At 65.7% G+C, this 24,210-nt stretch carries 22 protein-coding genes; 5 read left to right on the top strand and 17 right to left on the bottom strand.

Annotation, left to right across the window (positions count from 1 at the left end; translation table 11 throughout):
• Positions 1 to 118 precede the first annotated feature (118 nt).
• Positions 119 to 1,366 carry an MFS transporter gene (locus tag BJ6T_RS22440; protein WP_014494763.1) on the top strand — a complete coding sequence of 416 codons (1,248 nt, stop codon included), beginning with the start codon at positions 119 to 121 and terminating at the stop codon, positions 1,364 to 1,366.
• 28 nt (positions 1,367 to 1,394) lie between these two features.
• On the opposite strand, the gene BJ6T_RS22435 is transcribed toward BJ6T_RS22440, so the two are convergent.
• Positions 1,395 to 2,654, bottom strand: a complete 1,260-nt coding sequence (locus BJ6T_RS22435) for an adenylate/guanylate cyclase domain-containing protein (protein WP_014494762.1) — start codon at positions 2,652 to 2,654, stop codon at positions 1,395 to 1,397.
• 175 nt (positions 2,655 to 2,829) lie between these two features.
• Here BJ6T_RS22435 and BJ6T_RS22430 point away from each other — a divergent pair, with 175 nt between their 5' ends.
• Together BJ6T_RS22430 and BJ6T_RS22425 are read left to right on the top strand one after the other, a co-directional pair.
• Positions 2,830 to 3,984, top strand: a complete 1,155-nt coding sequence (locus BJ6T_RS22430) for an MFS transporter (protein ID WP_014494761.1) — start codon at positions 2,830 to 2,832, stop codon at positions 3,982 to 3,984.
• Positions 3,985 to 4,015: 31 nt separating this feature from the next.
• A complete protein-coding gene (locus BJ6T_RS22425; RefSeq protein WP_014494760.1) occupies positions 4,016 to 4,207 on the top strand; it encodes a hypothetical protein in 192 nt (63 codons plus the stop codon).
• On the opposite strand, the gene BJ6T_RS22420 is transcribed toward BJ6T_RS22425, so the two are convergent.
• The 3 genes from BJ6T_RS22420 to dmeF all read right to left on the bottom strand — a co-directional run bounded on the left by BJ6T_RS22420 (position 4,204) and on the right by dmeF (position 7,058).
• The gene (locus BJ6T_RS22420; protein ID WP_014494759.1) at positions 4,204 to 5,082 is read right to left on the bottom strand and encodes a DMT family transporter; all 879 of its coding nucleotides are present in this window, start codon (positions 5,080 to 5,082) and stop codon (positions 4,204 to 4,206) included. The two genes, BJ6T_RS22425 and BJ6T_RS22420, sit on opposite strands and share 4 nt — an antisense overlap.
• Positions 5,083 to 5,163: 81 nt before the next feature.
• On the bottom strand, positions 5,164 to 5,997 hold the full coding sequence (locus BJ6T_RS22415) for an N-acyl homoserine lactonase family protein (protein ID WP_014494758.1): 834 nt from the start codon (positions 5,995 to 5,997) through the stop codon (positions 5,164 to 5,166).
• Between the two features lie 86 nt (positions 5,998 to 6,083).
• On the bottom strand, positions 6,084 to 7,058 hold the full coding sequence (gene dmeF, locus BJ6T_RS22410; RefSeq protein ID WP_014494757.1) for a CDF family Co(II)/Ni(II) efflux transporter DmeF: 975 nt from the start codon (positions 7,056 to 7,058) through the stop codon (positions 6,084 to 6,086).
• Between the two features lie 196 nt (positions 7,059 to 7,254).
• On the opposite strand from dmeF, the gene BJ6T_RS22405 reads away from it, so the two are divergent.
• Both BJ6T_RS22405 and chrA read left to right on the top strand, forming a co-directional pair.
• Positions 7,255 to 8,073 carry a chromate resistance protein ChrB domain-containing protein gene (locus BJ6T_RS22405; protein ID WP_014494756.1) on the top strand — a complete coding sequence of 273 codons (819 nt, stop codon included), beginning with the start codon at positions 7,255 to 7,257 and terminating at the stop codon, positions 8,071 to 8,073.
• On the top strand, positions 8,073 to 9,458 hold the full coding sequence (gene chrA, locus BJ6T_RS22400; protein WP_014494755.1) for a chromate efflux transporter: 1,386 nt from the start codon (positions 8,073 to 8,075) through the stop codon (positions 9,456 to 9,458). Before BJ6T_RS22405 ends, chrA begins: the two co-directional genes overlap by 1 nt.
• Before the next feature lie 166 nt (positions 9,459 to 9,624).
• Here the strand turns inward: chrA and BJ6T_RS22395 are convergent, their stop codons facing one another.
• The 13 genes from BJ6T_RS22395 to rpoZ form a co-directional block, all read right to left on the bottom strand.
• Complete coding sequence (locus BJ6T_RS22395) at positions 9,625 to 11,169, bottom strand: GMC family oxidoreductase (protein ID WP_014494754.1); 1,545 nt, start codon at positions 11,167 to 11,169, stop codon at positions 9,625 to 9,627.
• 4 nt (positions 11,170 to 11,173) lie between these two features.
• The gene (locus BJ6T_RS22390; RefSeq protein ID WP_014494753.1) at positions 11,174 to 12,724 is read right to left on the bottom strand and encodes an ABC transporter substrate-binding protein; all 1,551 of its coding nucleotides are present in this window, start codon (positions 12,722 to 12,724) and stop codon (positions 11,174 to 11,176) included.
• Positions 12,725 to 13,104: 380 nt separating this feature from the next.
• Entirely contained in the window at positions 13,105 to 15,363 is a 2,259-nt protein-coding gene (gene parC, locus BJ6T_RS22385; RefSeq protein ID WP_014494752.1) for a DNA topoisomerase IV subunit A, read from the bottom strand.
• 60 nt (positions 15,364 to 15,423) lie between these two features.
• Positions 15,424 to 15,702: a hypothetical protein gene (locus tag BJ6T_RS22380; RefSeq protein ID WP_014494751.1), complete on the bottom strand. Its 279-nt coding sequence runs from the start codon at positions 15,700 to 15,702 to the stop codon at positions 15,424 to 15,426.
• 101 nt (positions 15,703 to 15,803) lie between these two features.
• Positions 15,804 to 16,556, bottom strand: coding sequence for a DNA repair protein RecO (gene recO, locus BJ6T_RS22375; protein WP_028155081.1), 753 nt, complete (start codon positions 16,554 to 16,556; stop codon positions 15,804 to 15,806).
• A gap of 139 nt (positions 16,557 to 16,695) precedes the next feature.
• Complete coding sequence (locus BJ6T_RS22370; protein WP_014494749.1) at positions 16,696 to 17,076, bottom strand: hypothetical protein; 381 nt, start codon at positions 17,074 to 17,076, stop codon at positions 16,696 to 16,698.
• A 21-nt stretch (positions 17,077 to 17,097) separates the two neighbouring features.
• Positions 17,098 to 18,024, bottom strand: a complete 927-nt coding sequence (gene era / locus BJ6T_RS22365) for a GTPase Era (protein ID WP_014494748.1) — start codon at positions 18,022 to 18,024, stop codon at positions 17,098 to 17,100.
• A complete protein-coding gene (rnc, locus tag BJ6T_RS22360; protein WP_014494747.1) occupies positions 18,014 to 18,901 on the bottom strand; it encodes a ribonuclease III in 888 nt (295 codons plus the stop codon). Before rnc ends, era begins: the two co-directional genes overlap by 11 nt.
• The gene (lepB, locus tag BJ6T_RS22355) at positions 18,898 to 19,662 is read right to left on the bottom strand and encodes a signal peptidase I (protein WP_014494746.1); all 765 of its coding nucleotides are present in this window, start codon (positions 19,660 to 19,662) and stop codon (positions 18,898 to 18,900) included. Before lepB ends, rnc begins: the two co-directional genes overlap by 4 nt.
• A gap of 250 nt (positions 19,663 to 19,912) precedes the next feature.
• The gene (gene acpS / locus BJ6T_RS22350; protein WP_014494745.1) at positions 19,913 to 20,332 is read right to left on the bottom strand and encodes a holo-ACP synthase; all 420 of its coding nucleotides are present in this window, start codon (positions 20,330 to 20,332) and stop codon (positions 19,913 to 19,915) included.
• Positions 20,329 to 21,081, bottom strand: coding sequence for a pyridoxine 5'-phosphate synthase (locus BJ6T_RS22345; protein WP_014494744.1), 753 nt, complete (start codon positions 21,079 to 21,081; stop codon positions 20,329 to 20,331). The genes acpS and BJ6T_RS22345 overlap by 4 nt, the downstream gene beginning before the upstream one ends.
• Before the next feature lie 45 nt (positions 21,082 to 21,126).
• A complete protein-coding gene (locus BJ6T_RS22340) occupies positions 21,127 to 23,412 on the bottom strand; it encodes a RelA/SpoT family protein (protein ID WP_028170219.1) in 2,286 nt (761 codons plus the stop codon).
• Positions 23,413 to 23,619: 207 nt separating this feature from the next.
• The gene (rpoZ, locus tag BJ6T_RS22335; protein WP_014494742.1) at positions 23,620 to 24,012 is read right to left on the bottom strand and encodes a DNA-directed RNA polymerase subunit omega; all 393 of its coding nucleotides are present in this window, start codon (positions 24,010 to 24,012) and stop codon (positions 23,620 to 23,622) included.
• Between the last annotated feature and the right edge of the window lie 198 nt (positions 24,013 to 24,210).

Here is a 24,210-nt window from a genome sequence, read left to right as displayed (position 1 = left end):
CATCTGGCCGCATGAGTTCCCGGCCGGGCGGTATTCGCCGCCCTGTCGGGAAGCGGGTGGGTTTGGCCGTCCTCGGGGGCGGATACTGGCGCCAACACGACTTTGCAGGAAATGCGCCATGTCAAACCCGCTTCGCCTCCCCGACACCTTCAACCGCCTCGCCTGGTCCAACCTGGCGGCGCAATCGGCCGAGCAGATCGCGCTGGCGGCGGCCCCCATCGTCGCCGTGCTCACGCTGGGTGTTGCCGAAGGCCAGACCGGCCTGCTCCAGACCGCCCTCACCCTGCCCTTCGTCCTGTTCGCCATTCCGGCGGGCCTGCTCGCCGACCGCATCTCCCGCCGCTCGGTGATGGCCGGTGCCGAAGCTTTGCGCGCGGTCGCGCTGGCGGCCATCGTGCTGCTGCTCACACTTGGCGCGCTCAATTTGCCGCTGCTGGCTCTGCTCGGCTTTGCCGCCGTATGCGGCACGGTCGTCTACAGCGTGGCGGCGCCGGCCCTGGTGCCCTCGCTGGTGAGCGCGGAGCTGTTGCCGTCGGCAAATGCCCGCATCGAGCTCGCCCGCACCATCGCCTTTGCAAGCGGGCCTGCGCTCGGCGGCGCGCTGGTCGGCTGGTGGGGCGCGAGCCCGGCCTTCGGCTTCGCCGCGGCGCTTTCGGCCATCGCCGTCGTGCTGCTCTCCGGCATCTACGAGCCCACCCGGACGCCCTCGCCGCGGCGCCATCCGTTCCAGGACATCCGCGAGGGCGCGGCCTTCGTGTTCCACCATCCGCTGCTGCGGCCGGTGTTCATCACCCAGTTCATCTTCAACACCGGCTGGTTCCTCCAGATCGCCGTGTTCGTGCCCTATGCGGTGCGCCATCTCGGCCTGACGGCCGCAGGCGTCGGCACCGTGCTGACGATGTACGGCGTCGGCATGGTGATCGGCGCGCTGTTCGCCACGCGCGTGATGAAGCGCATCGCCTTCGGCACGGTCGTCGGCCTTGGCCCGGTCACGGGTTTCGTCGCCGCCGTAGTGATGGCGCTGACGGTGCTGGTCCCCTCGCCCTGGCTCGCGGCCTTGAGCTTCTTCCTGCTCGGCGTCGGGCCGATCCTCTGGGTGATTTCGACCACGACCCTGCGCCAATCCGTGACGCCGCCGCGCCTGCTCGGTCGCGTCTCCGCCATCAACATCATGAGCTACGGCGCCCGCCCGCTCGGCTCGGCGCTGGGCGCGATCGTCGGCGGCCTCTGGAGCGCGGAAGCCTGTCTGTATCTCGCAGCCGCCGTGTTCGGCGCGCAGGCGCTGGTGATCTGGCTCTCTCCCGCCGTGGCGCTGGATCGGCAGCCGGCCATGGTGGGCGACGAGGCGGTGGCGGCGCGGTGTTAGTGCCGCCGCGTCTGATGCAGCAGTCAGCCTAATTCGCCAGATACCGCTCGTAGCTCCCGGTCACCGGCTCGCTCGTATCGACCTCGGGATCGAGCGTGTAGAGGTCCTGCGCGCGGCCGATGCCGCGCAGCGCATAGCGTCCGGTGGAGACGAGGTAGCGGCGGCCGGTGGCGTCCAGACCCTTGTAGAACTCGGCCGAGGCCAGCAGCTCGCGGTCGACCGAGCGGCTCATCGAGGCGATGCGGCTGACCTCGTTGACGGTGGGGCCGACGACGGTGAAGTCGAGCCGGTCCGCGCTGCCGATATTGCCGTAAAAGACTTCGCCGACATGCAGGCCGATATAGGCCGACGTTGTGGGGCGGCCATCGGCCTCCCGCCGCTTGTTCAGCGCAGCGACGTTCTTGCGGAACAGGTGCTCGGCGCGCAGCGCAGCGCGCCGCGCGTCCGACATGTCCTCCCCCCAGAACATCGCGAGCACGCCATCGCCGATCAGCTTCAGCACGTCGCCGCCGGCATCGTGGATCGCGTCGATCACGGCCTGCGCATAGTCGTTGAGGAACGGGATGATCTCGTCGGGGCCGATGCTCTCGCTGATCCCGGTCGAGCCGCGCAGATCCGAATACCACAGCACGGCGTTGATGCGCTCGGTGACGCCGCGCGTGATGCGCCCGCCCAGCACCTGCGCGGAGGCATCGCGGCCGAGATAGACGCGGCCGAGCGTTCGCGCGATGTCGACCTGCTGCGCCGACTTGATCGCGAGCCCCAGCACCGGCACGAGATCGCGCAGAGATTCGAGCTCGGGTTCGGAGAAGCCGCTGTCGCGGCGCGTGGTCCAGCAGGAGTAGAGGCAATCCATCAGGCCGAGCGCACCGTTCTCGCCAAAACGATGCACGAAGGCGAGATAGTGCTTGTGGCCCTTTTCGGCGAGTTCGCCGATCTGCGAGAAGTCCATCGACGGCGCATCGGCGAGATCAATCACCATCTCGTCGTGGCCGTGCTCGAGCATGTGGAAGAACACCGAGCGGCGCCAGCTCTTGGCGGCATCGCCCTCGGCGGTCGAGCCGTATTCGAACATTTCGCTCTCGTTGCTGGCTCGGTCGCTCCAGCGGAAGCCGCGCCCCTCATAGATCGGATGCAGCGTGTCGATCACGACCAGCGCGCGCGAGAGTTCCAGGCCCTCGGCGCGGCAGCGCTCGCAGAACCCGCGGAGCAGTTCGTTTTCGGGCAGGCCCGTGAGCCCCTGGCCGGTCAGCCAGTTCATCAGCGCGAGGCGCGAGGTCAATTGCATACGCCATTATGGCGTGCATTCGTGACGAGCGAAAGGCCGCGCGCGAACGCTGCGCAACCAAGGCTCCCGCCCGCAGCAGGTCGAATATGCCGCAGGCGCTGTTGACGCGCTCTCGCCGCGGGCCGCAAATGCAACCGATGACACCGCCGCACACCGCGACCAGAATCGCACCAAGATGAGCCAGCGCCAGCTTCCGATCATCCTGGCGCTCGGCACCACGCAGACCCTGGCCTGGGCTTCCAGTTACTACCTGCCGGCGCTGCTCGCCGATCCCATGGCGCGCGACCTCGGCGTCTCCTCCAACTGGATCTTTGGCGCGTTCTCGGCCTCGCTGGTGATCTCCGCGATGCTCGGCCCGCGCATCGGGCGGCAGATCGATCTGTTCGGGGGCCGGCAGGTGCTGTCGGTCTCGAACCTCACGATGGCCGCCGGTCTCGTCCTGCTCGGCCTCTCGCACTCATTGGCGGTGATGGCGTTCGCCTGGCTCGTGCTCGGCATCGGCATGGCGATGGGGCTGTACGATGCCGCCTTCGCCGCGCTCAGCCGCATCTACGGCACCGAGGCGCGCAGGCCTATCACCGGCATCACGCTGATGGCAGGCTTCGCCTCCACCGTCGGCTGGCCCCTCACCGCCTGGGGCCTGTCCCATATCGGCTGGCGCGAGACCTGTTTTGCCTGGGCGGCCGCCAACATCCTGATCGGCCTGCCCCTGAACTTCTTCATGCTGCCGGCGATCAAGGGCGCCAGGCAGGCGGCGGCGGCCGAGAAGCCGCATTTGCCGCTCGACCGCACCATGGTGCTGCTCGCCTTCGTCTTCGCGGCGGTCTGGACCGTCACCGGCGCGATGGCCGTCCATTTCCCGCGCCTGCTGGAGGCCACAGGCGCGACGCATGTCGAGGCCATCGCGGCCGGCGCGCTGATCGGCCCGGCACAGGTGGCCGCGCGTATTCTCGAAGCGGGCTTTCTGAGCCGCTTCCATCCGCTGTGGTCGACGCGCCTTGCCTGCGTCACCCACCCGCTCGGCGCCGCCGTCGTCGCCATCTTCGGCGCGCCTGCTGCGAGCGCGTTTGCGCTGCTCCACGGCTCGGGCAACGGCATTCTCACGATCGCGCGCGGCACGCTGCCGCTGTCGATCTTCGGCCCGAAAGATTTCGGCTACCGCCTCGGCATCATCGGCGCGCCGGCACGGATGGCGCAGGCCGTGGCGCCGCTGGCCTTCGGCCTGCTCATCGATGTCATGGGCGCCAAGGTGCTGATGGTCTCCTCCGCGCTCAGCCTCTCGGCGCTGGCGGCGCTGTTCCTGATCCGCGCCGAACGGCGGCCGGATTGACCGCGCAGCCGCATTCGCGCACAAGCGGGCCATGAGCGAAGACAACAGCCCGCCCCGCACCTTCAAAGGCCTGCTGCGCTGGGCAACCACGCCGCCACAGGCCTGGGGCGTCTATCTCCTCGCCATCATCCTGGTCTGGCTGCTCTCGTTCTACGCCGGCACGCTCAAGCCGAAGAAGACACCGGACGCCAGCCCGCCCCCGGTCACGGCACCGCGCAGCTAGGCCGGCTTCGCCTGGCTGGTCGCGATAAAGATGCCGGCGAACACGGCAATCAGCCCGATCAGAAGGTTTGCCGTGATCGGCTCGCCGATGAGCAGCGCCGCCAGCAAGGTCGCGGCAATCGGATTGACCGTCATGGTGTTGGCAACGCGGGTCGGCGTCGCCCGCGCCAGCGCCATCACCCAGAGGATGAAGGCGAGCGCGCCGCCGCCGGCGCCGAGATAGATGCCGGCGATCCATTGCCCCGGCGTGAAGTGATCGAGCGCCGCAAAGCTGCCCTTCACGAGTCCCGCCAGCACCAGCACGACAGCGCCCGCGCCCATGCCGACGGTAAGGAAGCCAAGCGCGCTGGAGCGCTGCATCAGCGGGCGCGACAGCACGTTGTAGAACGCCATGCAGAACACGGCACCAGTCATGATCAGTTCGCCGCGCCAGGCGCCGGGCGGGCTCTGGGCGAGCCCCGCGGCCAGCGCGGCTGTCACACCGAGCACGGCGATGCCGACGCCAATGATCTTGCGAACCGTCAACCGCTCGACGCCGAGGATCGCACCGACCACCATGGTGTGGAGCGGCAGCGTCGCCAGCGCGAGGCTGGCGCGCGCGGCGGTCGTGTAGGACACCGCGATATTGTAGAGGATGAAGAACAGGCCGAAGAAGCAGATGCCGAGCAGCGCCACCGCCGGCCAGTCGGGCCGCTGCGGCCAGCGCACGCCAAGCAGCAGCGCGCAAGGCAACAGACAGAGAAAGCCGATCCCCCAGCGCAGGATCGCCAGCAGAACGGGATCGGCGCCGCCGACGAGATAGCGGGTGATCGCCGCGGCGGTGCCGCCGAGGCTGCTCGACGCCAGCGCGATCGCAACCCCGGCCCACTCTCCCACGATCATCTCCTGTCGCGGAGCTTTCCCGGGCCGTAGCACGCTGCTGCTGCCAGCGTCATGGCAGCAGCCCCGGCGCAAACGTTAGTCGTAAAACTCAGGCGCCATCTTCTGGCTGTCGCGCTGGGCCTTGTCGTGGTTGATCCAGAGCTGCGCCTTCTCCTTGGTCAGCGTGTCCGCGATCTTCTGCATCGAAGCCGCGCTCTGGTCCTTGTTGGCGTTCATGCTCGGGACGCGGCGATTGTCCCAATTGTCCTTGAAGTGGACGGCGTCGCCCGACAGCACCACGGCGCCGGTCTTCGGCAGTTTCACCAGCAGCGACTGGTGTCCCGGCGTGTGGCCGGGCGTCGACAGGATGGTCAGGCTGCCGTTGCCGAACACGTCCTTGTCACCCGCGAGCAACTCGACCGGATGCGAGGGCTTGAAGCGCGGTTCGTTGTTGGCGCCGGGCCAGTCATATTCGGCCTTCTGCACGTAGAGCGTGGCCTGCGGAAACAGCTCGACATTGCCGGTGTGGTCGGGGTGCGTATGCGACACCGCCATCGCCTTGATGTCATCCGGCTTGAGGCCGAGCTGTTCGAGCTGGGCGGCCAACGTCTTCGGCCGGCGCCAGGTGACCGCCTTGGAATCGGCGGGGACAAGGCCATTCGGCATGGCGGCGACGGCATCGGCGATGCCGGTGTCCCACAGGAACCAGCCCTTGCTGCTGTGCTTGATGAGATAGCAGCTGTCGACGAAGTCCATCGACTTGCCCTCGTTCAGGCCGGGCGTCCAGCGCGAGATGTCCCCGGCGGTGCCCTCCCCGCAATTGAGGACGTAGAGCTTTTCGACGCCCGATTTCTCGGATTGCGCAACGGCCGCGTGGCCGGACAGAGCCAGCGCGGCGACGGCGAGAGCAAACTTCATCCCTGAAATCATCCGTGGTCCCTCTTGCTGAGCCCTGTACGGCTGCGACCGAGGATCAACCCCGGCCGCGCCGCCGAATTCCGTTTCGGCGGATCACATCAATGCGGGCAGGTCTCGACCTCGACCGTGACGTGGCTCAGGCCCTTCAGCCCAGCGAGCCGCTTCTTGTAGACGGCCGGCTGCTCCGGCTTGTCCGACACCACCGAGACCAGCACGGCGCAATGGCCGGGCCCGACCTGCCAGAGATGCAGGTCGGTGACGCGGTCCTCTCCGACCTCCATGCGGGCGCGGATAGTGCGTTCGAGCTTCTCGTCTGCGCGGACGTCGAGCAGCACCGCGCCTGACGTCTTGACCAGGCCGAACGCCCAGCTCGCGATCACGGCGCTGCCGATCAGGCCGACGGCCGGATCGGCCCAGACCCATCCCGAATACATCGCGACCACCAGCGCTGCGATCGCCAGCACCGAGGTCGCCGCATCGGCCATGACGTGGACATAGGCCGCACGAAGATTGTTGTCGTGGTGATGACCGTGATGACCGTGATCGTGGTCATGATCGTCGTGATCATCATGCGCATGCCCATGGCCGTGGTCATGTCCGTGATGATGGTGATCATGGCTGTCGCGCAGCAGCCACGCGCTGGCGAGGTTGACGCAGAGGCCGAGGGCGGCGACCGCAATCGCCTCGCCATAGACGATCGGCACCGGCGTGAACAGCCGCAGCACGCTCTCATAGGCGATCTCGACCGCGATCAGGCCCAGGATGATCGCGCTGGAGAAGGCGGCGAGATCGCCGAACTTGCCGGTGCCGAAAGTGAAATGCGAGTTCCCCAGATGCCGGCGCGCGAAGCGGTAGGCAAAGGCGGCAATCCCGAGCGCCGCCGCATGCGTGCCCATGTGCCAGCCGTCGGCCAAAAGTGCCATCGAGCCGAACAGCGAGCCGGCCACGATCTCGCCGACCATCATCACCAGGGTCAGGACGACCACGAGCCAGGTGCGCCGCTCGTTCTCGTCGTGCCTCTCGCCGAGGAAGGCGTGGTCATGGGTCCATTGTTCAATGGAGTGGGAATGCATCAAATTCTCCAGAAGATTCAGGTCTGTCGGCGCGCACTATAGACTGGCGGCGACCTGTTTTCTAAGGCGCAATCGCTCCGTGGATTGACAGTTCCGTTTAGTTTCGCTGTAATTGGCCTATGGGGATTTGAGCGATCTCCCCACGAGGCGACATGCCCAAGTATCGCGTCCCGTTCGGTTTATGCGAGGACGCATCATGTCTACGTTCACGACCATATCATCTGACAAATTGGCAAGGCTGATCGGCACGGCGAACGCGCCTGTCCTGATCGACGTGCGGACGGAAGAGGATTTTGCCGCCGACCGGCGACTGATCCCCGGCTCCATCAAGCTCAGCCACGAAACCGTTGCGGAATGGGGCAGTGAGTTTGCCGGCCGTTCCGCCATCGTCTCCTGCCTGCGCGGCGCCAAGCTCGCACAGGGCACGGCCGCCTGGCTGAGGCAGCTCGGTGCTGACGCGGAGACCCTGGAAGAAGGTTTCGAAGGCTGGAAAGCAGCCAAGCTGCCGCTGCTCGACACGCGCAAGCTGCCGCCGCGCGACGCCAAGGGGCGCACGGTCTGGGTGACGCGGGCCCGGCCGAAGGTCGACCGCATCGCCTGCCCCTGGCTGATCCGCCGTTTCGTCGATCCCAACGCGGTGTTCTTGTTTGTCGCGCCGTCCGAGGTCGTCGCCGTGGGCGAGCGTTTCAACGCGGCGCCATTCGACATCGAGAACGTGTTCTGGAGTCACCGCGGCGAGCTCTGCACCTTCGACGTGATGATCGAGGAATTCGGGATCGCAACGCCGCCTTTGCTCCGGCTCGCGACGCTGGTCCGTGGCGCCGACACCGCGCGGCCCGACCTCGCGCCGGAAGCCCCCGGCCTGCTCGCGGCCTCGCTCGGGCTGTCGCGGATGTATGACGACGACCTCGAACAGTTAGAGGCCGGCATGCTGCTCTACGACGCCTTCTACCGCTGGTGCCGCGACGCTACGGCCGAGACCCACAACTGGCCGACCAACAAGGTGAAGACGTGATGGACGCCCGTAACCTTCAAGCAGGAGCTGATGCCGGTCACGGCATCAGCTTCGCCGAGGCCTTCCGCGTCTGGCTCCGCGTCGCCTGCCTGAGCTTTGGCGGCCCCGCGGGCCAGATCGCGGTGATGCACCGCATCCTGGTCGAGGAGAAGAACTGGATCTCCGAAGGCCGATTCCTGCATGCGCTGAACTACTGCATGCTCTTGCCCGGACCGGAGGCGCAGCAGCTGGCCACCTATGTCGGCTGGCTGATGCATCGCACCGCCGGCGGGCTGATGGCGGGCGGGCTCTTCATCCTGCCCGGCATCATCGCGATCATGGGCCTCAGCTACATCTACGCGGCTTTCGGCAATGTCAGCTTCGTCGAGGCGCTGTTCTTCGGACTGAAGGCCGCCGTGCTCGCCATCGTCATCGAGGCCGTGGTGCGCATCGGCAAGCGCGCGCTGAAGAACCGCATCATGATTGCGCTCGCCGCAATCGCCTTCGTCGCGATCTTCTTCTTCGCGGTCCCCTTCCCGATCATCATCATCGCCGCCGGCGTGATCGGATATGTCGGCGCGCGGGCCGGCCGTCCGGAATTCGCCCCGGCCGGCCACGGCCATGGCGGCGGCACCGCCGTGATCGACAGCATGCTCGGCGAAGCCGTTCCCGAGCATGTGCGCCCCAACACCGCGCGCGCGATCCGCGTCGGTGCGCTCTGGCTCGCGCTCTGGCTGGTGCCGGTGGTCGCGCTGCTTTGGATTCTTGGTCAAGCCAGCGTCTTCAGCCAGATCGCGCTGTTCTTCTCGAAGATGGCGCTGGTCACGTTCGGCGGTGCTTATGCCGTGCTGGCGTATGTGGCGCAGCAGGCGGTCGAGCATTATCACTGGCTGAAGCCGCACGAGATGCTCGACGGTCTCGGCATGGCCGAGACCACGCCGGGCCCGCTGATCATGGTGCTTCAGTTCGTCGGCTTCATGGCTGCCTATCGCGATCCAGGCGGCCTGTCGCCGATGCTTGCGGCGACGCTCGGCGGATTGCTTGCGACCTGGGTCACGTTCACCCCCTGCTTCCTCTGGATCTTCGTCGGCGCCCCCTACATCGAGCGCCTGCGCGGCAACCCGGGCCTCGCCGGCGCACTCGGTGCGATCACCGCCGCCGTCGTCGGCGTGATCCTCAACCTCTCGATTTGGTTCGCGCTGCACACGTTGTTCCGCGAGACTGTTCCGGTGCACGCTTTCCCGCTGTCCTTCGACAGGCCGGTGCTGAGCAGCGTCGATGTCCCCGCGCTCGTGCTGTCGATCGCGGCGGCAACCGCGATCTTCCGATTCAAGCTCGGCATGCTCACGGTGCTGGCGGGCAGTTGCGCGGCGGGTGTGGCGTTGCGGCTGGTGGGGGTGATCTGAGGTACGGGTTGCATCCTCGCTGCCATCGCCCGGCTTGACCGGGCGATCCAGTACGCCGAGAGGGTTGTGGTTGAATCGATTAGCTGCGGCGTACTGGATGCCCCGGTCAAGCCGGGGCATGACAGCCGTGTTGTAGCGGCAGGCGGCCCTCCTATCTGGCTTTCGCCTACCGCATCATCATCCGCGCAATCGCCTCGCCAATCACCACCGTCGTGAAATGGGTGTTGGCGCGGCAGTCGGACGGCATGATCGAGGCGTCGGCGACGCGCAGGCCGCTTATGCCTTTCACCGTGCCATCGGGGTTGACCACGCCGTCAGCGTCGTTGACGCCGCTCATGCGGCAACTGCCGGCGGCATGCTGGATGTCTCCGGTCTCTCGCCGCAACAGCGCATCGAGCTCGTGATCCGGCAGGCTAGCTGCTTGCGGAAGCGTCAGATCGGTGTCGGTCAGCCGTATCCAGTCCGCGATCCCGGCCAGCGCCGGCTGCGAGGTGATCACGGCGAGCCGTTTCACCGCGTCCTTCATCCGCAGCATGTCGCGGGGATCGGCGAGCATGTTCTCCTCGACGATGGGATCGATCGCCGGATCGGTCGAAGCCAGCTTGAGCGTGCCGCGCGAATAGGCGTTGAACAGGCCGGCGCCGATCGCCCCGGGCACGCCGATGCCGCGGTGGTTGAAGGCGATCAGGATCATGTCGCGCTTGCCGCCATCGGCGAGGCCGGAGGAATAGGTCACGCAGCAATTGGTGTGGCGGGTGTCCGGATCGGTCGGCCGCAGGTTTTCGTGGAGCTGGATCGTGGCGCGAAACAGCGGGTGGTCGAAGAAGTGGCGGCCGACCGGCAGATCGCGCTCGACCGCAATCCCCATCGCCTTCAGCTCATCCGCCGGTCCGATGCCCGAACGCAGCAGGATCGCCGGACTGTGGATGGCGCCGGCGCAGAGCACGATCTGGCGCGCGCTGATCTCGTGGATGCCCTGCCCGTCGATGTGAACACGAAGGCCGGTCGCCCGGCCGTCGCTGATCAGCACGCGATCGACCAGCGCGTGCCCGCGAATCTCGAGATTGGCACGGTCACGCGCGGGCTCCAGATAGCCCTCGTTGGTCGTGATGCGGCGGCTGTCGTGGCTGTTGATGGGATAGCAGGCGACGCCCTCGCCATCAGGACCGTTGAGGTCGGCGCACCAGGGATAGCCGCTCGCCAGCGCGGCATCGCGCAGGCCGCGATCGATCGGGCCCCACTTCTCGGGCGGCGCGCGATAGACCGGCAGCGGTCCGCCGCTTCCATGGCCCGCGGCGTCACCAAATTCCAGATCATCCTCGATCACCGAGAACAGCGGCATCACGTCCTTGGCCGACCAGCCGGTGCAGCCATTGGCCGCCCATTCGTCGAACGCGTCGGCGACGCCGCGGATGGCAATCTGGCCGTTCATCATCGATGAGCCGCCAAGCCCCTTGCCGCGCCAGTAGAAGCGCGGCTCCTGCCCGGCCACCCGGCGCGTCAGCAGATCAGGCCATTGCCATTTCTCCTGGTACTCACGCTTGTGGATGATCGGGATCGGATTTGGCGTCATCACCTCCCAGGGCGCCTCGTCGGCGCGCCAGTCCAGCCCCGCCTCGAGCAGCAGGACACGCCGTGCGGGATCCTCGGAAAGCCGTGCCGCAACAGCGGCGCCGGCGGAGCCGCCGCCGACAACAATGACATCGTACATCGCGCTACTTCTCAACGTTCCAGAACACCGGGATGGCGGACGGTATCAGACCATGCAGGGTGGCGCGATAGGCCGCCGGCTGCGCGAACTGGCCCCACGGGATCGCGGGCGCCTGATCGTACATGACGCTCTGAATCTCGCCGGCGATCTTCTTGCGGTCCTCCTCGGCAGGCGCCTTGGCGAAGGCTTCCATCAGCGGCGTGATGCGCGCATCGCATTGCCAGCCGGTGAAGTCTGCGCAGTTGAAGGCGACCATGACGTTGGTCAGCGGCGAGCCGAGATCAAAACCGCCGGCGTGGACGCCATAGACGCTCCAGCCCTCCTTCTTCGCGCGGCGCGCCAGCACGCTCGCCCAGTCCATCACCTGGAGATCGACGTTGAACCCGGCCTGCTTCAACCGCTCGGCCAGCACCTGCGCCGAAACGCGCGGAGCTTCGAGGTCGTTGGCTTCCATGACGACGACGGGCTCGCCGGCATATTTGGTCGCCTTCAACGCGGCTTTCGCCGCTTCAATCGACGTCTTTGCGGCCGCTTCCGTGCCTGCCTTGCTCTCATAGGTGGTGCCGCAGGTGAAGAACGTCGCGCATGGAGCGGCGTATTTGGCATCCAGCCCGAGCGCATCCAGCACCTCGCGCTGGTCGACCAGCTTCCACAGCACGCGGCGAATCTCGGGATCGTCGAACGGCTTCGATGCGGCGTTGAGACGATAGGCGCCGGCGAACATGTTGCCACCGGTGAAATTGACCAGCTTGACGCGGGAGTTCTTTTCCAGCTGCGGCAACAGATCGAACGGCGCATATTGCATGAAGTCGACCTCGCCGGCCTGCAGCGCGGACGCGGCGGTCGCGCCATCAGGGATGACGCGGACCTCGAGCGTGTCGATGCCGACGCGCTTGCCGCCGGCGAGGAAATCGGCGGGCTCGGGGCGCGGCACATAGTCGGCGAATTTCTTCAGGATCATGCGATCGCCGGTGCGGTGATCGGCCTTGCTGTAGACGAACGGGCCGGAGCCGATGATCTCCGTGATGCGCTGGTCGCCGGGTGTTTTCGCGATGCGCTCGGGCATCATGAAAGCGACCGGGCTGACGGGATTGCCGAGCGCATCGATCACGAGGCCGGACGGCTCCTTCAGCGTCAGCACGAAAGTTTTCGCATCCGTCGGCTCGAGCGAGGCCGTGATCGCGAAGATGCGACGACCGAGCGCGCTGCGGGTGCCCCAGCGGCGCAGCGACGCCACGCAATCGGCCGCCGTGACCGGCTGGCCGTCATGCCATTTCAGGCCGTCGCGCAGCGTAAACGTATAGGTCAATCCGTCGGAAGAGACTTTCCAGTCCTGCACCATCTGCGGCTTGATGTCGCCCTTGGAGTCTTTCGCAAAGAGCGTGTCGAACACCATGTAGCCAAACGTGCGCGAAATGTAGGCCGTCGAAAAATGCGGATCGAGCGTGACGATCTCCGCCTCGAGCACCGCAACGAGATTGCCCGCCGCATGCGCGGGCGCCGCGACCAGCGCGAGGCCGAACAGCGCGGGGATGAAAGCCTTCGGTTTGAACATTGGTGTGTTTTTGCCTTTTGACTGAAACGTTCGCAGTCACCAGGAAAAAGCAATGTTCGTGCCCGCACGTATGCTCTCGTGGCTATCTGCCACGCGTTTGCCGGATGCGCACTTTTGAGTTGAAGAGCCGCGCGATCGCATCTCGTCATTGCGAGCGCAGCGAAGCAATCCAGAGTCTTTCCGCGGCGGCAGTCTGGATTGCTTCGCTCCGCTCGCAATGACGGTGGGGAGGCAGTTGCGCGCCCCCCCCCTCGCTGTCATCGCCCGGCTTGAGTACTCCGTGACGTCGGTAATCGAGCCGAGAAGCCGAGGCGTACTGGATGCCCCGCCTTCGCGGGGCATGACACCGGTGTTTTGGCGACAGTCGCGACCTACCCGCCTTACCCGATCACCTTGCCGAACTTGTTCGACTTCGGGAAACCCTTCGGCGGCAGGCGTCCGGCGTCCGCACGGGTGCCTTGCCACTCGGCGAGTTCCTTCATGGTCGCGGAGAATTCGCGGCCGGCGGAGTCCTTCCAGGTCAGGCCCGCCTTGGCCTCGAACACGGCGACGTCGGACAGGCCGCCGTCCTTGTACTTCTGCAGGCGCACGCCGCGACCGCGGGCCATCTCCGGCACCTGGTCGAGCGGGAAGATCAGCATCTTGCGGTTCTCGCCGATGACCGCGACGGTGTCGCCGATCACCTCGGTGACCGTGCGCGCCTCGTTCGGCATGTCGACGTTGAGGACCTGCTTGCCCTTCTTGGTCGTGCCGACGCAATCGTCCTCGTTGACGACGAAGCCCTGGCCCTCGTGGCTCGCGACCAGGAATTTGCGCCCGCCCTTGTTGACGAACAGCGCAACGGGGGCTGCCTCCTGCTCGAGGTCGATGAACAGTCGGATCGGCTCGCCATGGCCGCGACCGCCCGGAAGCTTTGCGACATCGAGCGAGTAGAATTTGCCATTGGTGGCGAACAGCAGCAGCTTCGAGGTCGTTTCCGCGAAGAAGGCAAAACCGAGCTTGTCGTCCTGCTTGAAGGCCAGCCCCGAGAGATCCTCGACATGGCCCTTCATGGTGCGGATCCAGCCCTTGTCGGAGACCACGACCGTCACCGGCTCGCGCTCGACGAGAGCTTCTTCCATTGCGGCGAGGTCGTGCTCGGGTGCATCCGCAAAGGTGGTGCGGCGCTTGCCGAGCGGCGTCTTCGGTCCAAACATGTCGCGGACCTTGCCGACCTGCTCGCCGACCTTCTTCCACTGCTCCGGCTCCGAGGCGAGCACCGCGTTGATGCCCTTGAGCTCGGCGCGGAGGTTCTTGTCCTCGGTGCGGATCTCCATTTCCTCGAGCTTGCGCAAGCTGCGCAGGCGCATGTTGAGGATGGCCTCGGCCTGCACCTCGGTAAGCTTGAACTCCTTCATCAAAGCCGGCTTCGGCTCATCCTCGGTGCGGATGATCTTGATGACCTTGTCGATGTTCAGATAGGCGATCAGGAAGCCGCCGAGGACCTCCAGCCGATGCTCGATCTGCGCCTTGCGGTAATTGCTGCGGCGGATCAGGACGTCGCGCAGATGGTCGAGCCATTCGCGCAAGCACTCCGCGAGCCCCACGACCTTGGGGATGCGGCCCTTGATCAGGACGTTGAGGTTCAGCGGAATCTTGTTTTCGAGCTCGGTCAGCCGGAACAACGATTCCATCATCAGGGCGGGATCGACGTTCTTCGACTTCGGTTCGATCACGATGCGGACGTCTTCGGCCGACTCGTCCCTGATGTCGCCGACCAGCGGCAGCTTCTTCTGGTCCAGCAGCTCGGCGACCTTCTCGATCAGGCGCGACTTCTGCACCAGGAAGGGGATCTCGGTGACGACGACGACCCAGGTACCGCGCGTACCCTCTTCCTGCTCCCAGCGAGCGCGAACACGGAACGAGCCGCGACCGGTCGTATAGGCTTCAGCGATCGCCTGCTTGGAATCGACGCAGATGCCGCCGGTCGGGAAATCCGGGCCCCTCACCCACTTCAACAGCGCCTTGGATTTCGCGTCGGGCTTCTCGATCAGGTGCAGCGCGGCGTCGCAGAGCTCGGCCGCGTTGTGCGGCGGGATCGAGGTCGCCATGCCGACCGCGATGCCCTGTGCGCCGTTGGCAAGCAGATTCGGAAAGCCGCCGGGCAGCACGACCGGCTCTTTCGACTGGCCGTCGTAATTGGCGCGGAATTCGACGCCGTCCTCGTCGATGCCCTCGAGCAGAAGCCGCGCGACGTCGGTCATGCGCGCTTCGGTGTAGCGGTAGGCGGCCGGGTTATCGCCGTCGATATTGCCGAAATTGCCCTGGCCGTCGACCAGCGGATAGCGTGAGGAGAAATCCTGCGCGAGGCGCACCATGGCGTCGTAGATCGCCTGGTCGCCATGCGGATGGAACGAGCCCATCACGTCGCCGACGATCTTTGCGGATTTCTTGAAGGCCGTGCCGGGGTCGAGCCTGAGCAGGCGCATGCCGTAGAGGATGCGCCGGTGCACCGGCTTCAGGCCGTCGCGCGCATCCGGCAGCGCACGGTGCATGATGGTGGAGAGCGCATAGGCGAGATAGCGCTCTTCCAGAGCCTCACGCAGCGGCACCTCGTGAATTTCGGCCGGTTCCTCCGGCGGAATCAATCGTTTTCCCATGCCGCCCGGTTAAACCGTGGAAGCGAATCGGGCAAGGATCGATTGGTTTCCTGTGGGCAGCTATTGCCCTGCCCAACCGGCGGTCACTGGCTGCTGGGTCTTGGCTTGCGCGGTGACCGGCGCATTGGTCAGGCAACGCCGGGCGACCTCGATTTCGGCCTCCGTTGCCCCCTTGGACCGCGCCCATGCCTCTGCGGCCGCAGCGGAATATTTCGCCACGTAATACCGGACCACGGTGCAGGATGCCCGGCGAAAGATACCCGGTTGCGGCTCGCCAGCCACCGCGTCAGGCGCGAACGCAAGCAGCGCCGCCGACAAGGCGAATCCCTTGATCAACATTTAGGCTGTCCCCGTTGTGGAACCCAGCGAGGCCAATTCAACCAGGCGGATTTGGTTCCCGGGAATATCATGCCCTCAGGCAAGACAGAGGCGCCCCCAGGTCATGGTGCTGGAATGGCCGCCTTCGCCTGCTGCCGCGTCAGCGCATTGATGAAGCCGGCGCGCGCGTCGGAATGGCCCTGGCCGCGCGGCTCCAGCACATGGCGCAGCAGGAACAGGCCAGTGAGCCGGAAGCCGTCCTGGAGATCCTGGTCGGTGAGGTCGCTCGCGGCCTCGCCACGACGCAGGAACGGCGGCAGGCGCAACAGCCGGTCGCGCCACGGTTCGCCGGCCCCGCGCGACACCGCGCCGCCGGATTTCGGCGAGACATAGATCAGGTCCGTGGTCTCGCCGGTCACCGCGCAGTTCTCCAGCGCGAGCCCGAAGCCGAGCTCGGCGAGCATCGCCAGCTCGAAATGGATGAGGTGCACGGCGGCACTGCCGATATCCTCGAAATCATCGAGCGAATGTTCGAGCATCGCAAAGATGTCTTCGTGCGGATCGCGCTCCGGCAGCAGCCGCGCAATCGAGGCGAGATGGGTGACGCCATAGACCCCGTGGGAGGATCCCAGCAGCGTCGCCGCGCGCAGCTTGAGGCCCTCAACCGCATAGGTGCCGAGATGCTCGTCGAGCCGCGCCCGCCACACCACGCTGACGCTGTTGCCGGGCTGCAAGAGCGGCCGCATCCGCGAACCGGCACCACCGCGCACGAGGCCGAGATGCCGGCCGTGCGCACGCGTCAGCAGCTCGACGATGGCGCTGCTCTCGCCATGCCGCCGCACGCCCAGCACGATGCCTTCGTCGGTCCATTCCATGGAGGAAGTGTAGCGCAGTTCGAGCGATCGTAGGGCGGGCAAAGCGAAGCGTGCCCACCAATTTGATTTACGGCACGATTATGGTGGGTACGGCGCGCAAGGGCGCGCCTTTGCCCACCCTACGGCATCGCGCAGGACGTTAGGCGTTGAACCAGCCCTGCGCGTCGCCGGTGAAGGAGAAATACAGCCCCATCGCGGTCAGCACGCAGGAGACGATCTCGATGACGCTGTCGAGCTCCAGGCCCTTCTCGCCGATGATCTGGCCGAGCGAGATCACGGACAGCACGAGGGCCGCCGCCAGCACCCAGCGCGGCCAGTTCTTGCGCCAACGCGCAGCCAACCAGACGAAATAGACCAGCAGCAGGATCATGCCGCCGGCGAGCAGGGTCGCCATCATGATCATCTGATCGGTCATCTCGGCATTGGGCGTGCGGTCCTGCACCGCGACCGACAGGGCATCCAGCATCAATGATGCATAGAGCAGCGCTTCGAAGCGCTGGACGTTGCTGGGTACGCTCATCGGTGACCGATCTTTTCTTGGTTATTCTTTGGGAAATTCCAGGCCCATCTCGCGATAGCGATCGGGATCGTCACCCCAGTTTTCGCGTACCTTGACGAACAGGAACAGGTGCACCGGCACGCCCAGGATCTCGCCGATCTCCTTGCGCGAGTCCGCGCCGATCGACTTGATGGTGGCGCCGCCTGCGCCGAGCACGATCTTGCGCTGGCTCTCGCGCTCGACGAAGATCGTCTGCTCGATGCGCACCGACTTGTCCTTGCGCTCCTCCCACTTGTCGGTCTCGACCGTGGATTGGTAGGGCAATTCCTGGTGCAGCTTGCGATAGATCTTCTCGCGCGTGATCTCGGCCGCAAGCTGCCGCATCGGCGCGTCCGACATCTGGTCTTCGGGATAGAGGAACGGGCCCGGCGGTACGATTTCAGCCAGCGTATGCCTGAGGTCGTCGACGCCGTCGCCCGAGATCGCCGCGATCATGAAGGTCTTCGCAAAGGCCATGCGCTCGTTGGCGGCTTGCGCCAGCGCCAGCAGCTTCTCGCGCTGGACCAGATCGACCTTGTTGATGACCAAAATCTTGTCGTGATTGACGCTCGCGGCCTTGGTGAGGATCGCCTCGGCCTCTTCATCAATCCCGGTCTTGGCGTCGAGCAGCACGCAGACGAGATCGGCATCATGCGCCCCGCTCCAGGCCGTCGAGACCATGGCGCGGTCGAGCCTGCGCTTGGGCAGGAAGATGCCGGGCGTGTCGACCAGGATGATCTGTGCGTTGTTCTCGATGACGATGCCGCGGATCAGCGCGCGCGTGGTCTGCACCTTGCGCGAGACGATCGTGACCTTGGCCCCGACCAGCGCATTGACCAGCGTGGATTTTCCGACATTCGGCGCGCCGATCAGCGCAACGAAGCCGCAGCGCGTTGCGGAGGGCGCCTCGCCGCTTGCTTCAGCCGTCATTGCCGCCGCCAACACCTTCACGTTCGATCATCACTGAAGCCGCCACCTTCTCCGCTGCACGCTTGCTGCCACCGATGCCTTCGGCCGGCGCCAATCCCGGCAGATCCACCGCGACGCGGAACTGCGGATCGTGATGCGGGCCGGTGCGCTCGACCTCGCGATAAACCGGCGTCGGCAGCCCCTTCCCCTGCGCCCATTCCTGCAGCACGGTCTTGGGATCGCGCAAGGGACGCCGCGGCTTGTGCATGCGTTCGGTCCAGTTGCGCCTGACGAATTCCGCCGCCGCCGCGTAGCCACCGTCGAGGAAGACGGCGCCGATCACGGCCTCGCAGATGTCGCCGAGCACGCTCTTGCGCAGGCGGGCATCGGCGCTCGGCCCGACCGAACCAAGCTTGACGTCGTCGAGCAGACCGAGCGACTTGGCAACGTCGGCGCAGCTCTCCTTGCGCACCAGTTCGGCCAGTCGCTTGGATAGCTCGCCCTCGTCGGCATTCGGGAAGGCGTGATAGAGCATGTCGGAGACGACGAGCCCCAGCACATGGTCGCCCAGGAATTCCAGCCGCTGATAGCTGTCGCCGCGCTTGCGCCCGGACTTCAGCGCCGAGACATGCGTGATCGCCTGCATCAGCAGATTTGGATCGGCAAAGCTGTGGCCGATGCGCGCCTCGAGCGCCGCGTTCGCATCCGAGCCCTTGGCCTTGCTGCTGCGCACCCGCTTCTTCTTTGCAGGCGTCTTGGTTTCAGGAGTCTTGATTTCGGAAGTCTTGGTTTCAGGCGTCTTGGTCGCAAGCGTCTTGGTCGCCGCTTCGCCGTCGCCGTCGGCGCCCGCCGCGGGCTCGGTCGATTGGATCGGGATGTCCTTGGCTTCGTCTTTCATCGGACGATTTTGAAGAAACGGTTCCAGCGCACCGCCCAAGGCCAGCGCCAGAACATCCAGGCATGCTCACCTTCGGCGATGGAAAAGAAGATCATCTGGGCGCGGCCGATCAGATTCTCCTGCGGCACATAGCCGACCTGGCCGAGGAAGCGGCTGTCGGTGGAGTTGTCGCGGTTGTCGCCCATCATGAAGAAATGGCCCGGCGGCACGTTGTAGACGTTGGTGTTGTCCATGTAGCCGTTATCGGCGCAGTCCAGCGTCTCATAGGACACGCCGTTCGGCAGCGTTTCCTTCCAGCGCTTCACCCGCGAGATGCCCCCGCCTTCGGAGCCGCAGGGATCCTCGCCGACAAATTCGCTCATGCGCTGCCGCTCGACCGGAGTGTCATTGATGTAGAGCAGCCCATCCTTCATCTGGATGCGGTCACCGGGAAGGCCGATGACGCGCTTGATGTAATCGGTGGAGTCGTCCTTCGGCAGGCGGAACACGACGATGTCGCCGCGGTTCGGGTCCGAGCCCCAGATTCGCCCCGAGAACAGCGGCGGCGAGAACGGGATCGAGTAGTGGCTATAGCCGTAGGAGTATTTCGAGACGAACAGATAGTCGCCGACCAGCAGCGTCGCCTTCATCGAGCCGGACGGAATGTTGAACGGCTGGAACAGGAACGTGCGAATCACGAGCGCGATCAGGAGAGCGTGGATCACGACGCGGATCGTTTCGCCGACGCCGCTTTCAGTTTTCGTTCCCGAAGTCACGCTCATTGCTCTCTCAATTCCGGCCGGCGGTCACAGAGCGCCCTCCTTCCGCGAACAGCCCATCGCTTCGCGGCCCAAGGAGATTGTCCTGATTCTGATAATGAGGGCCAATTCCGGCGTAAAGCCGAATTCGCCCAGCCTGATTTGCGTCCGCGGACTTTTAGACGGTTGTCGGGGGCCACGCAATCAAGGATCGCATCAAAACTGCATAAAGCATTGATTCTTAATGCGAATTATAAAAACAAGCCGTTGACGGTCAAGGCTTGGCCAGCGGCACGGCGGAAATGATCACGAAGGCCTGCGCCAGCGGCCAGTCGTCGGTGATCGACAGGTCGATTTTCGCCTCGAACCCCTCGGGCGTCAGGGCCTGGAGCCGCGCCAGCGCCCCGCCCGTCAACTGCATGGTCGGCCGCCCTCCCGGCAGGTTGACCACCCCCATGTCGCGCCACCAGACACCGTTCCGGATGCCGGTGCCGAGCGCCTTCGAGCAGGCCTCCTTGGCGGCGAAGCGCTTGGCGTAGGTCGCGACCACCATCTTCTCGCTCTTGGCGCGCCGCTCCGCCTTGGCCCGCTCCGCCGCGGTGAAGATGCGGTCGAGGAAACGCTCGCCATGGCGCTCGATCACCTTGCCGACGCGGGTGATGTCGATCAGGTCGGAGCCGATGCCGATGATCATGCCCGGCTCCGGCCGCGGTCCATCGCCGCGCGCATGCTGCGCACCGTCTCGGCGAGCCCGACGAACAGCGCCTCGCCGATCATGTAGTAGCCGATGTTGAGTTCCATGATCTCCGGCAGGGCCGCGATCGTCTCCGCCGTCGCATAGTCGAGCCCATGGCCCGCATGAACCTCGAGCCCCGCTTCCTTGGCCAGCTTCACCCCTGCCACGATCCGCTGCCATTCCGCCTCGGCCTTCGCGGTGTGGCCATCGACGACGGCGTCGCACCAGGCGCCCGTGTGGATCTCGATCACGGGCGCATGCAGCCGCGCCGCCATCTCGATCTGCGCGGGATCGGCGGCGATGAACAGCGAGACCCGGATGCCCGCATCGTTCAGCCGGGCGATGTAGGGCGCGAGCGCGTTGTGCTGGCCGACGACGTCGAGGCCGCCTTCGGTCGTCACCTCCTGGCGGCGCTCCGGCACGAGGCATACCGCGTGCGGCTTGGTCGCGAGCGAGATGCGCATCATGTCGTCGGTCGCCGCCATTTCGAAATTGAGCGGCCTGGAGATCTCGGCCTTCAGCCGCGCCATGTCCTCGTCGCGGATGTGGCGGCGATCCTCGCGCAGATGCGCGGTGATGCCGTCGGCGCCGGCCTCGATCGCAAGCAGCGCGGCGCGCACCGGATCGGGATTGCGGCCGCCGCGCGCGTTACGAAGGGTCGCGACATGGTCGACATTGACACCGAGGCGGAGCGGAAGTGCGCGCATTTCAGGACTCACGAAATCGGGGGGACGAACGCCTACGAAAGGCGTCTATCCATTAACACGTTCGACGCGGGCGACGACCGCCTTCGCGCGCAACTGGGCGAGGATCGCGCTCAAATGCTTCAGATCGTAGACTTCGAGATCGATCGTCGTCTCGGTGAAGTCGGGCGAGCGGCGCTGCATGCTGATGTTGTCGATGTTGCCGTCGTGCTCGGCGATCACGGTCGCGATCTGCGCCAGCGCGCCGGGCTCGTTGACGTTCTCGACCTTGATGCGGGCCGGGAAGCGCTGCGGGGCGGAATCCTCGATGTCCCAGCGCACGTCGAGCCAGCGCTCCGGCTCCTCCTCGAAATCCTTCAGGGCCGGCGCCTGGATCGGGTAGATCGTGATCCCCTCGCCCGGCGTGACGATGCCGACGATGCGGTCCCCGGGCACGGCGCCGCCGTTCGGCGCGAACTTCACCGGCAGGTCGGAATTGATGCCGCGGATCGGGATCGCGACCGGGCTGCGCGGCGGCTCCGACGACTTCTCCCTGAGCTTGGCGGCGAGCCCCTTCTTGACGCCGTAGCGCGCGATGCGCTCCTCCTTGTAGTCGGGATACATCGCACGCGCGACGTGGGAGGCCTTGATCTCGCCGCGGCCGACCGCCGCCATGACGTCCTCGATCGAGGTACGCGCCAGCCTCGGCAGCGCGCCCTTGAGCTTGTCGTCGGCGTATTCGATCTTGGCGCGCTCGAACAGGCGTTCGACGATGCGCCGGCCGAGACCGACATATTGGTCGCGCACCGCGGTCCTGGTGGCGCGGCGGATCGCGGCGCGCGCCTTGCCCGTGACCGCGAGCGTTTCCCAGGCCGAGGGCGGCGCCGCTTGCGCCTCCGAGGTCAGCACCTCGACCTCGTCGCCGTTCTGGAGTTCCGAGGACAGCGGCGCGAACTGGCCGTTGATCTTGCAGCCGACGGCGCTGTTGCCGACGTCGGTATGCACGGCATAGGCGAAGTCGATCACGTTGGCATGGCGCGGCAGCGCGATCAGCTTGCCCTTCGGGGTGAAGCAGAACACCTGGTCGTGGAACAGCTCGAGCTTGGTGTGCTCGAGGAATTCCTCGGGGTTGGCGCTCTCCGAGAGGATTCCGATGGTGTGGCGCAACCAGGCGAACGCATTGGACTCGCGCTTGAGAAACTCGGTCGGCGAGCCCACGTCTTCCTTGTAGAACACGTGTGCAGCGATGCCGCGCTCGGCGATCTGGTCCATCGCCTCGGTACGGATCTGGAGCTCGACGCGCTGGTTGCCGGGGCCGATCACCGTGGTGTGGATCGAGCGGTAGTCGTTCTGCTTCGGCGTCGAGATGTAGTCCTTGAACCGCCCGGGCACGACCGGCCAGTTGGTGTGGACGATGCCGAGCGCGCGATAGCAGGCCTCGATGTCGTTGACGACGAGGCGGAAGCCGAAGATGTCGGACAATTGCTCGAAGCCGACCGACTTGCGTTCCATCTTGGTCCAGATCGAGAACGGCTTCTTGCGGCGGCCATAGACCCGCGCGCCCAGCCCCCGGTGGCGCAGATTGTTGGAGAGCTGGTCCTCGATTTCGCCGATCAGGTTGCGGTTGCGCTCGGCGAGCGCGTCGAGCCGCTGCATCACCACCGAATAGGCTTCCGGATCGAGGGTGCGGAAGGACAAATCCTCCAGCTCCTCGCGCATTTCCTGCATGCCCATGCGGCCGGCCAGCGGCGCATAGATGTCGAGCGTCTCCTCGGCAATGCGCCGTCGCGACTCCGGCGGCACGAAGTCCAGCGTACGCATGTTGTGCAGGCGGTCGGCGAGCTTGACCAGCAGAACGCGGACATCGTCGGCAATGGCCAGCAACAATTTGCGCAGGTTCTCGGCCTGCTTGGCCTCGCGCGACACCAGCTCCAGCCGCTTCAGCTTGGTCAGGCCCTCGACCAGCGCGCCGATCTCGGGTCCGAAGATCTGGTCGATCTCGGCACGCGTCGCCTCGGTGTCCTCGATCGTGTCGTGCAGCAGGGCAGCCACGATGGTGGCGTCGTCGAGCTTCAGATCGGTGAGAATCGCCGCCACTTCCAGCGGGTGCGAGAAGTACGGATCGCCCGAGGCACGGGTCTGCGAGCCGTGCGCCTTCATGGCGTAGACATAGGCGCGGTTCAGCAGGTCTTCGTTGGTATTGGGATTGTAGGACCTGACGCGCTCGACGAGGTCATATTGACGCATCATGCGCGTGCGAGGCTTGGCCGGGCGCCCCACCGGCGCAGTCGGGGCCACGGCAACCGATTCGGTTGCGGCCAGCATCTGCGTTTGTCTCCGGCGCCGATACACCATGCCACCCTGCCTTCAAACGGACCATGAGCCGCCCGTTGCATACATCTTAGCCCCGATCGCGCGTGCGTCCGATCAATTCGGTGACAGGCAAGCAACGCGATGCGGCAACGCTATGGTAACCACGAAAACGCGAACAAAAGCAAAGGCCCGAACACGGGTTCGGGCCTTTGATAAGATCACAAGAAGTCGACGACTGCGACGGGACGATTACTCGTCCTCCTCGGGCTGTTCTTCCGGCGGCGCGAGGCCCTCGAGGCCCTTCAGGAGCTCCTCTTCGGTCATGCGCTCAACGGCAACTTCGGTATCGTCGGCGTCGACGCTGGCACCGGCGGAACCGATCAGCGGGACCGTATCGGGCTCGGGCTCATCGACCTCGACGAATTTCTGGAGCGAGTGGACCAGCTCCTCGCGGAGGTCCTCCGGCGAGATGGTTTCGTCCGCAATTTCGCGCAAAGACACAACGGGGTTCTTGTCGTTATCGCGGTCAACCGTTAGTTGTGAACCGGACGAAATCATGCGGGCCCGGTGGGCGGCCAGCAGGACCAGGTCAAACCGGTTGTCGACCTTGTCGATACAATCTTCTACGGTGACGCGAGCCATGGACTGTCGCTCCGTTGTGGGTGGGACGAAATATGTGGATGATTGGGGCTAGTTATAGGGGACAGGGCGATTTCGCAAGGCCAATTTGTGATTTGGCCTCGCCAAACGGCTCTGCTACCCCCACATTGGGGCTGGGATGGGTGGTTTGCCGGGCTGCCATTGAGGGTGGCACCGGGCGTATGCAGGTCCGCCATAACT

The sequence above is a fragment of the Bradyrhizobium japonicum USDA 6 genome (genome assembly GCF_000284375.1).
GTDB classification, from domain to species: Bacteria; Pseudomonadota; Alphaproteobacteria; order Rhizobiales; family Xanthobacteraceae; genus Bradyrhizobium; species Bradyrhizobium japonicum.
This window is presented reverse-complemented; position numbering and strand designations above follow the sequence as displayed.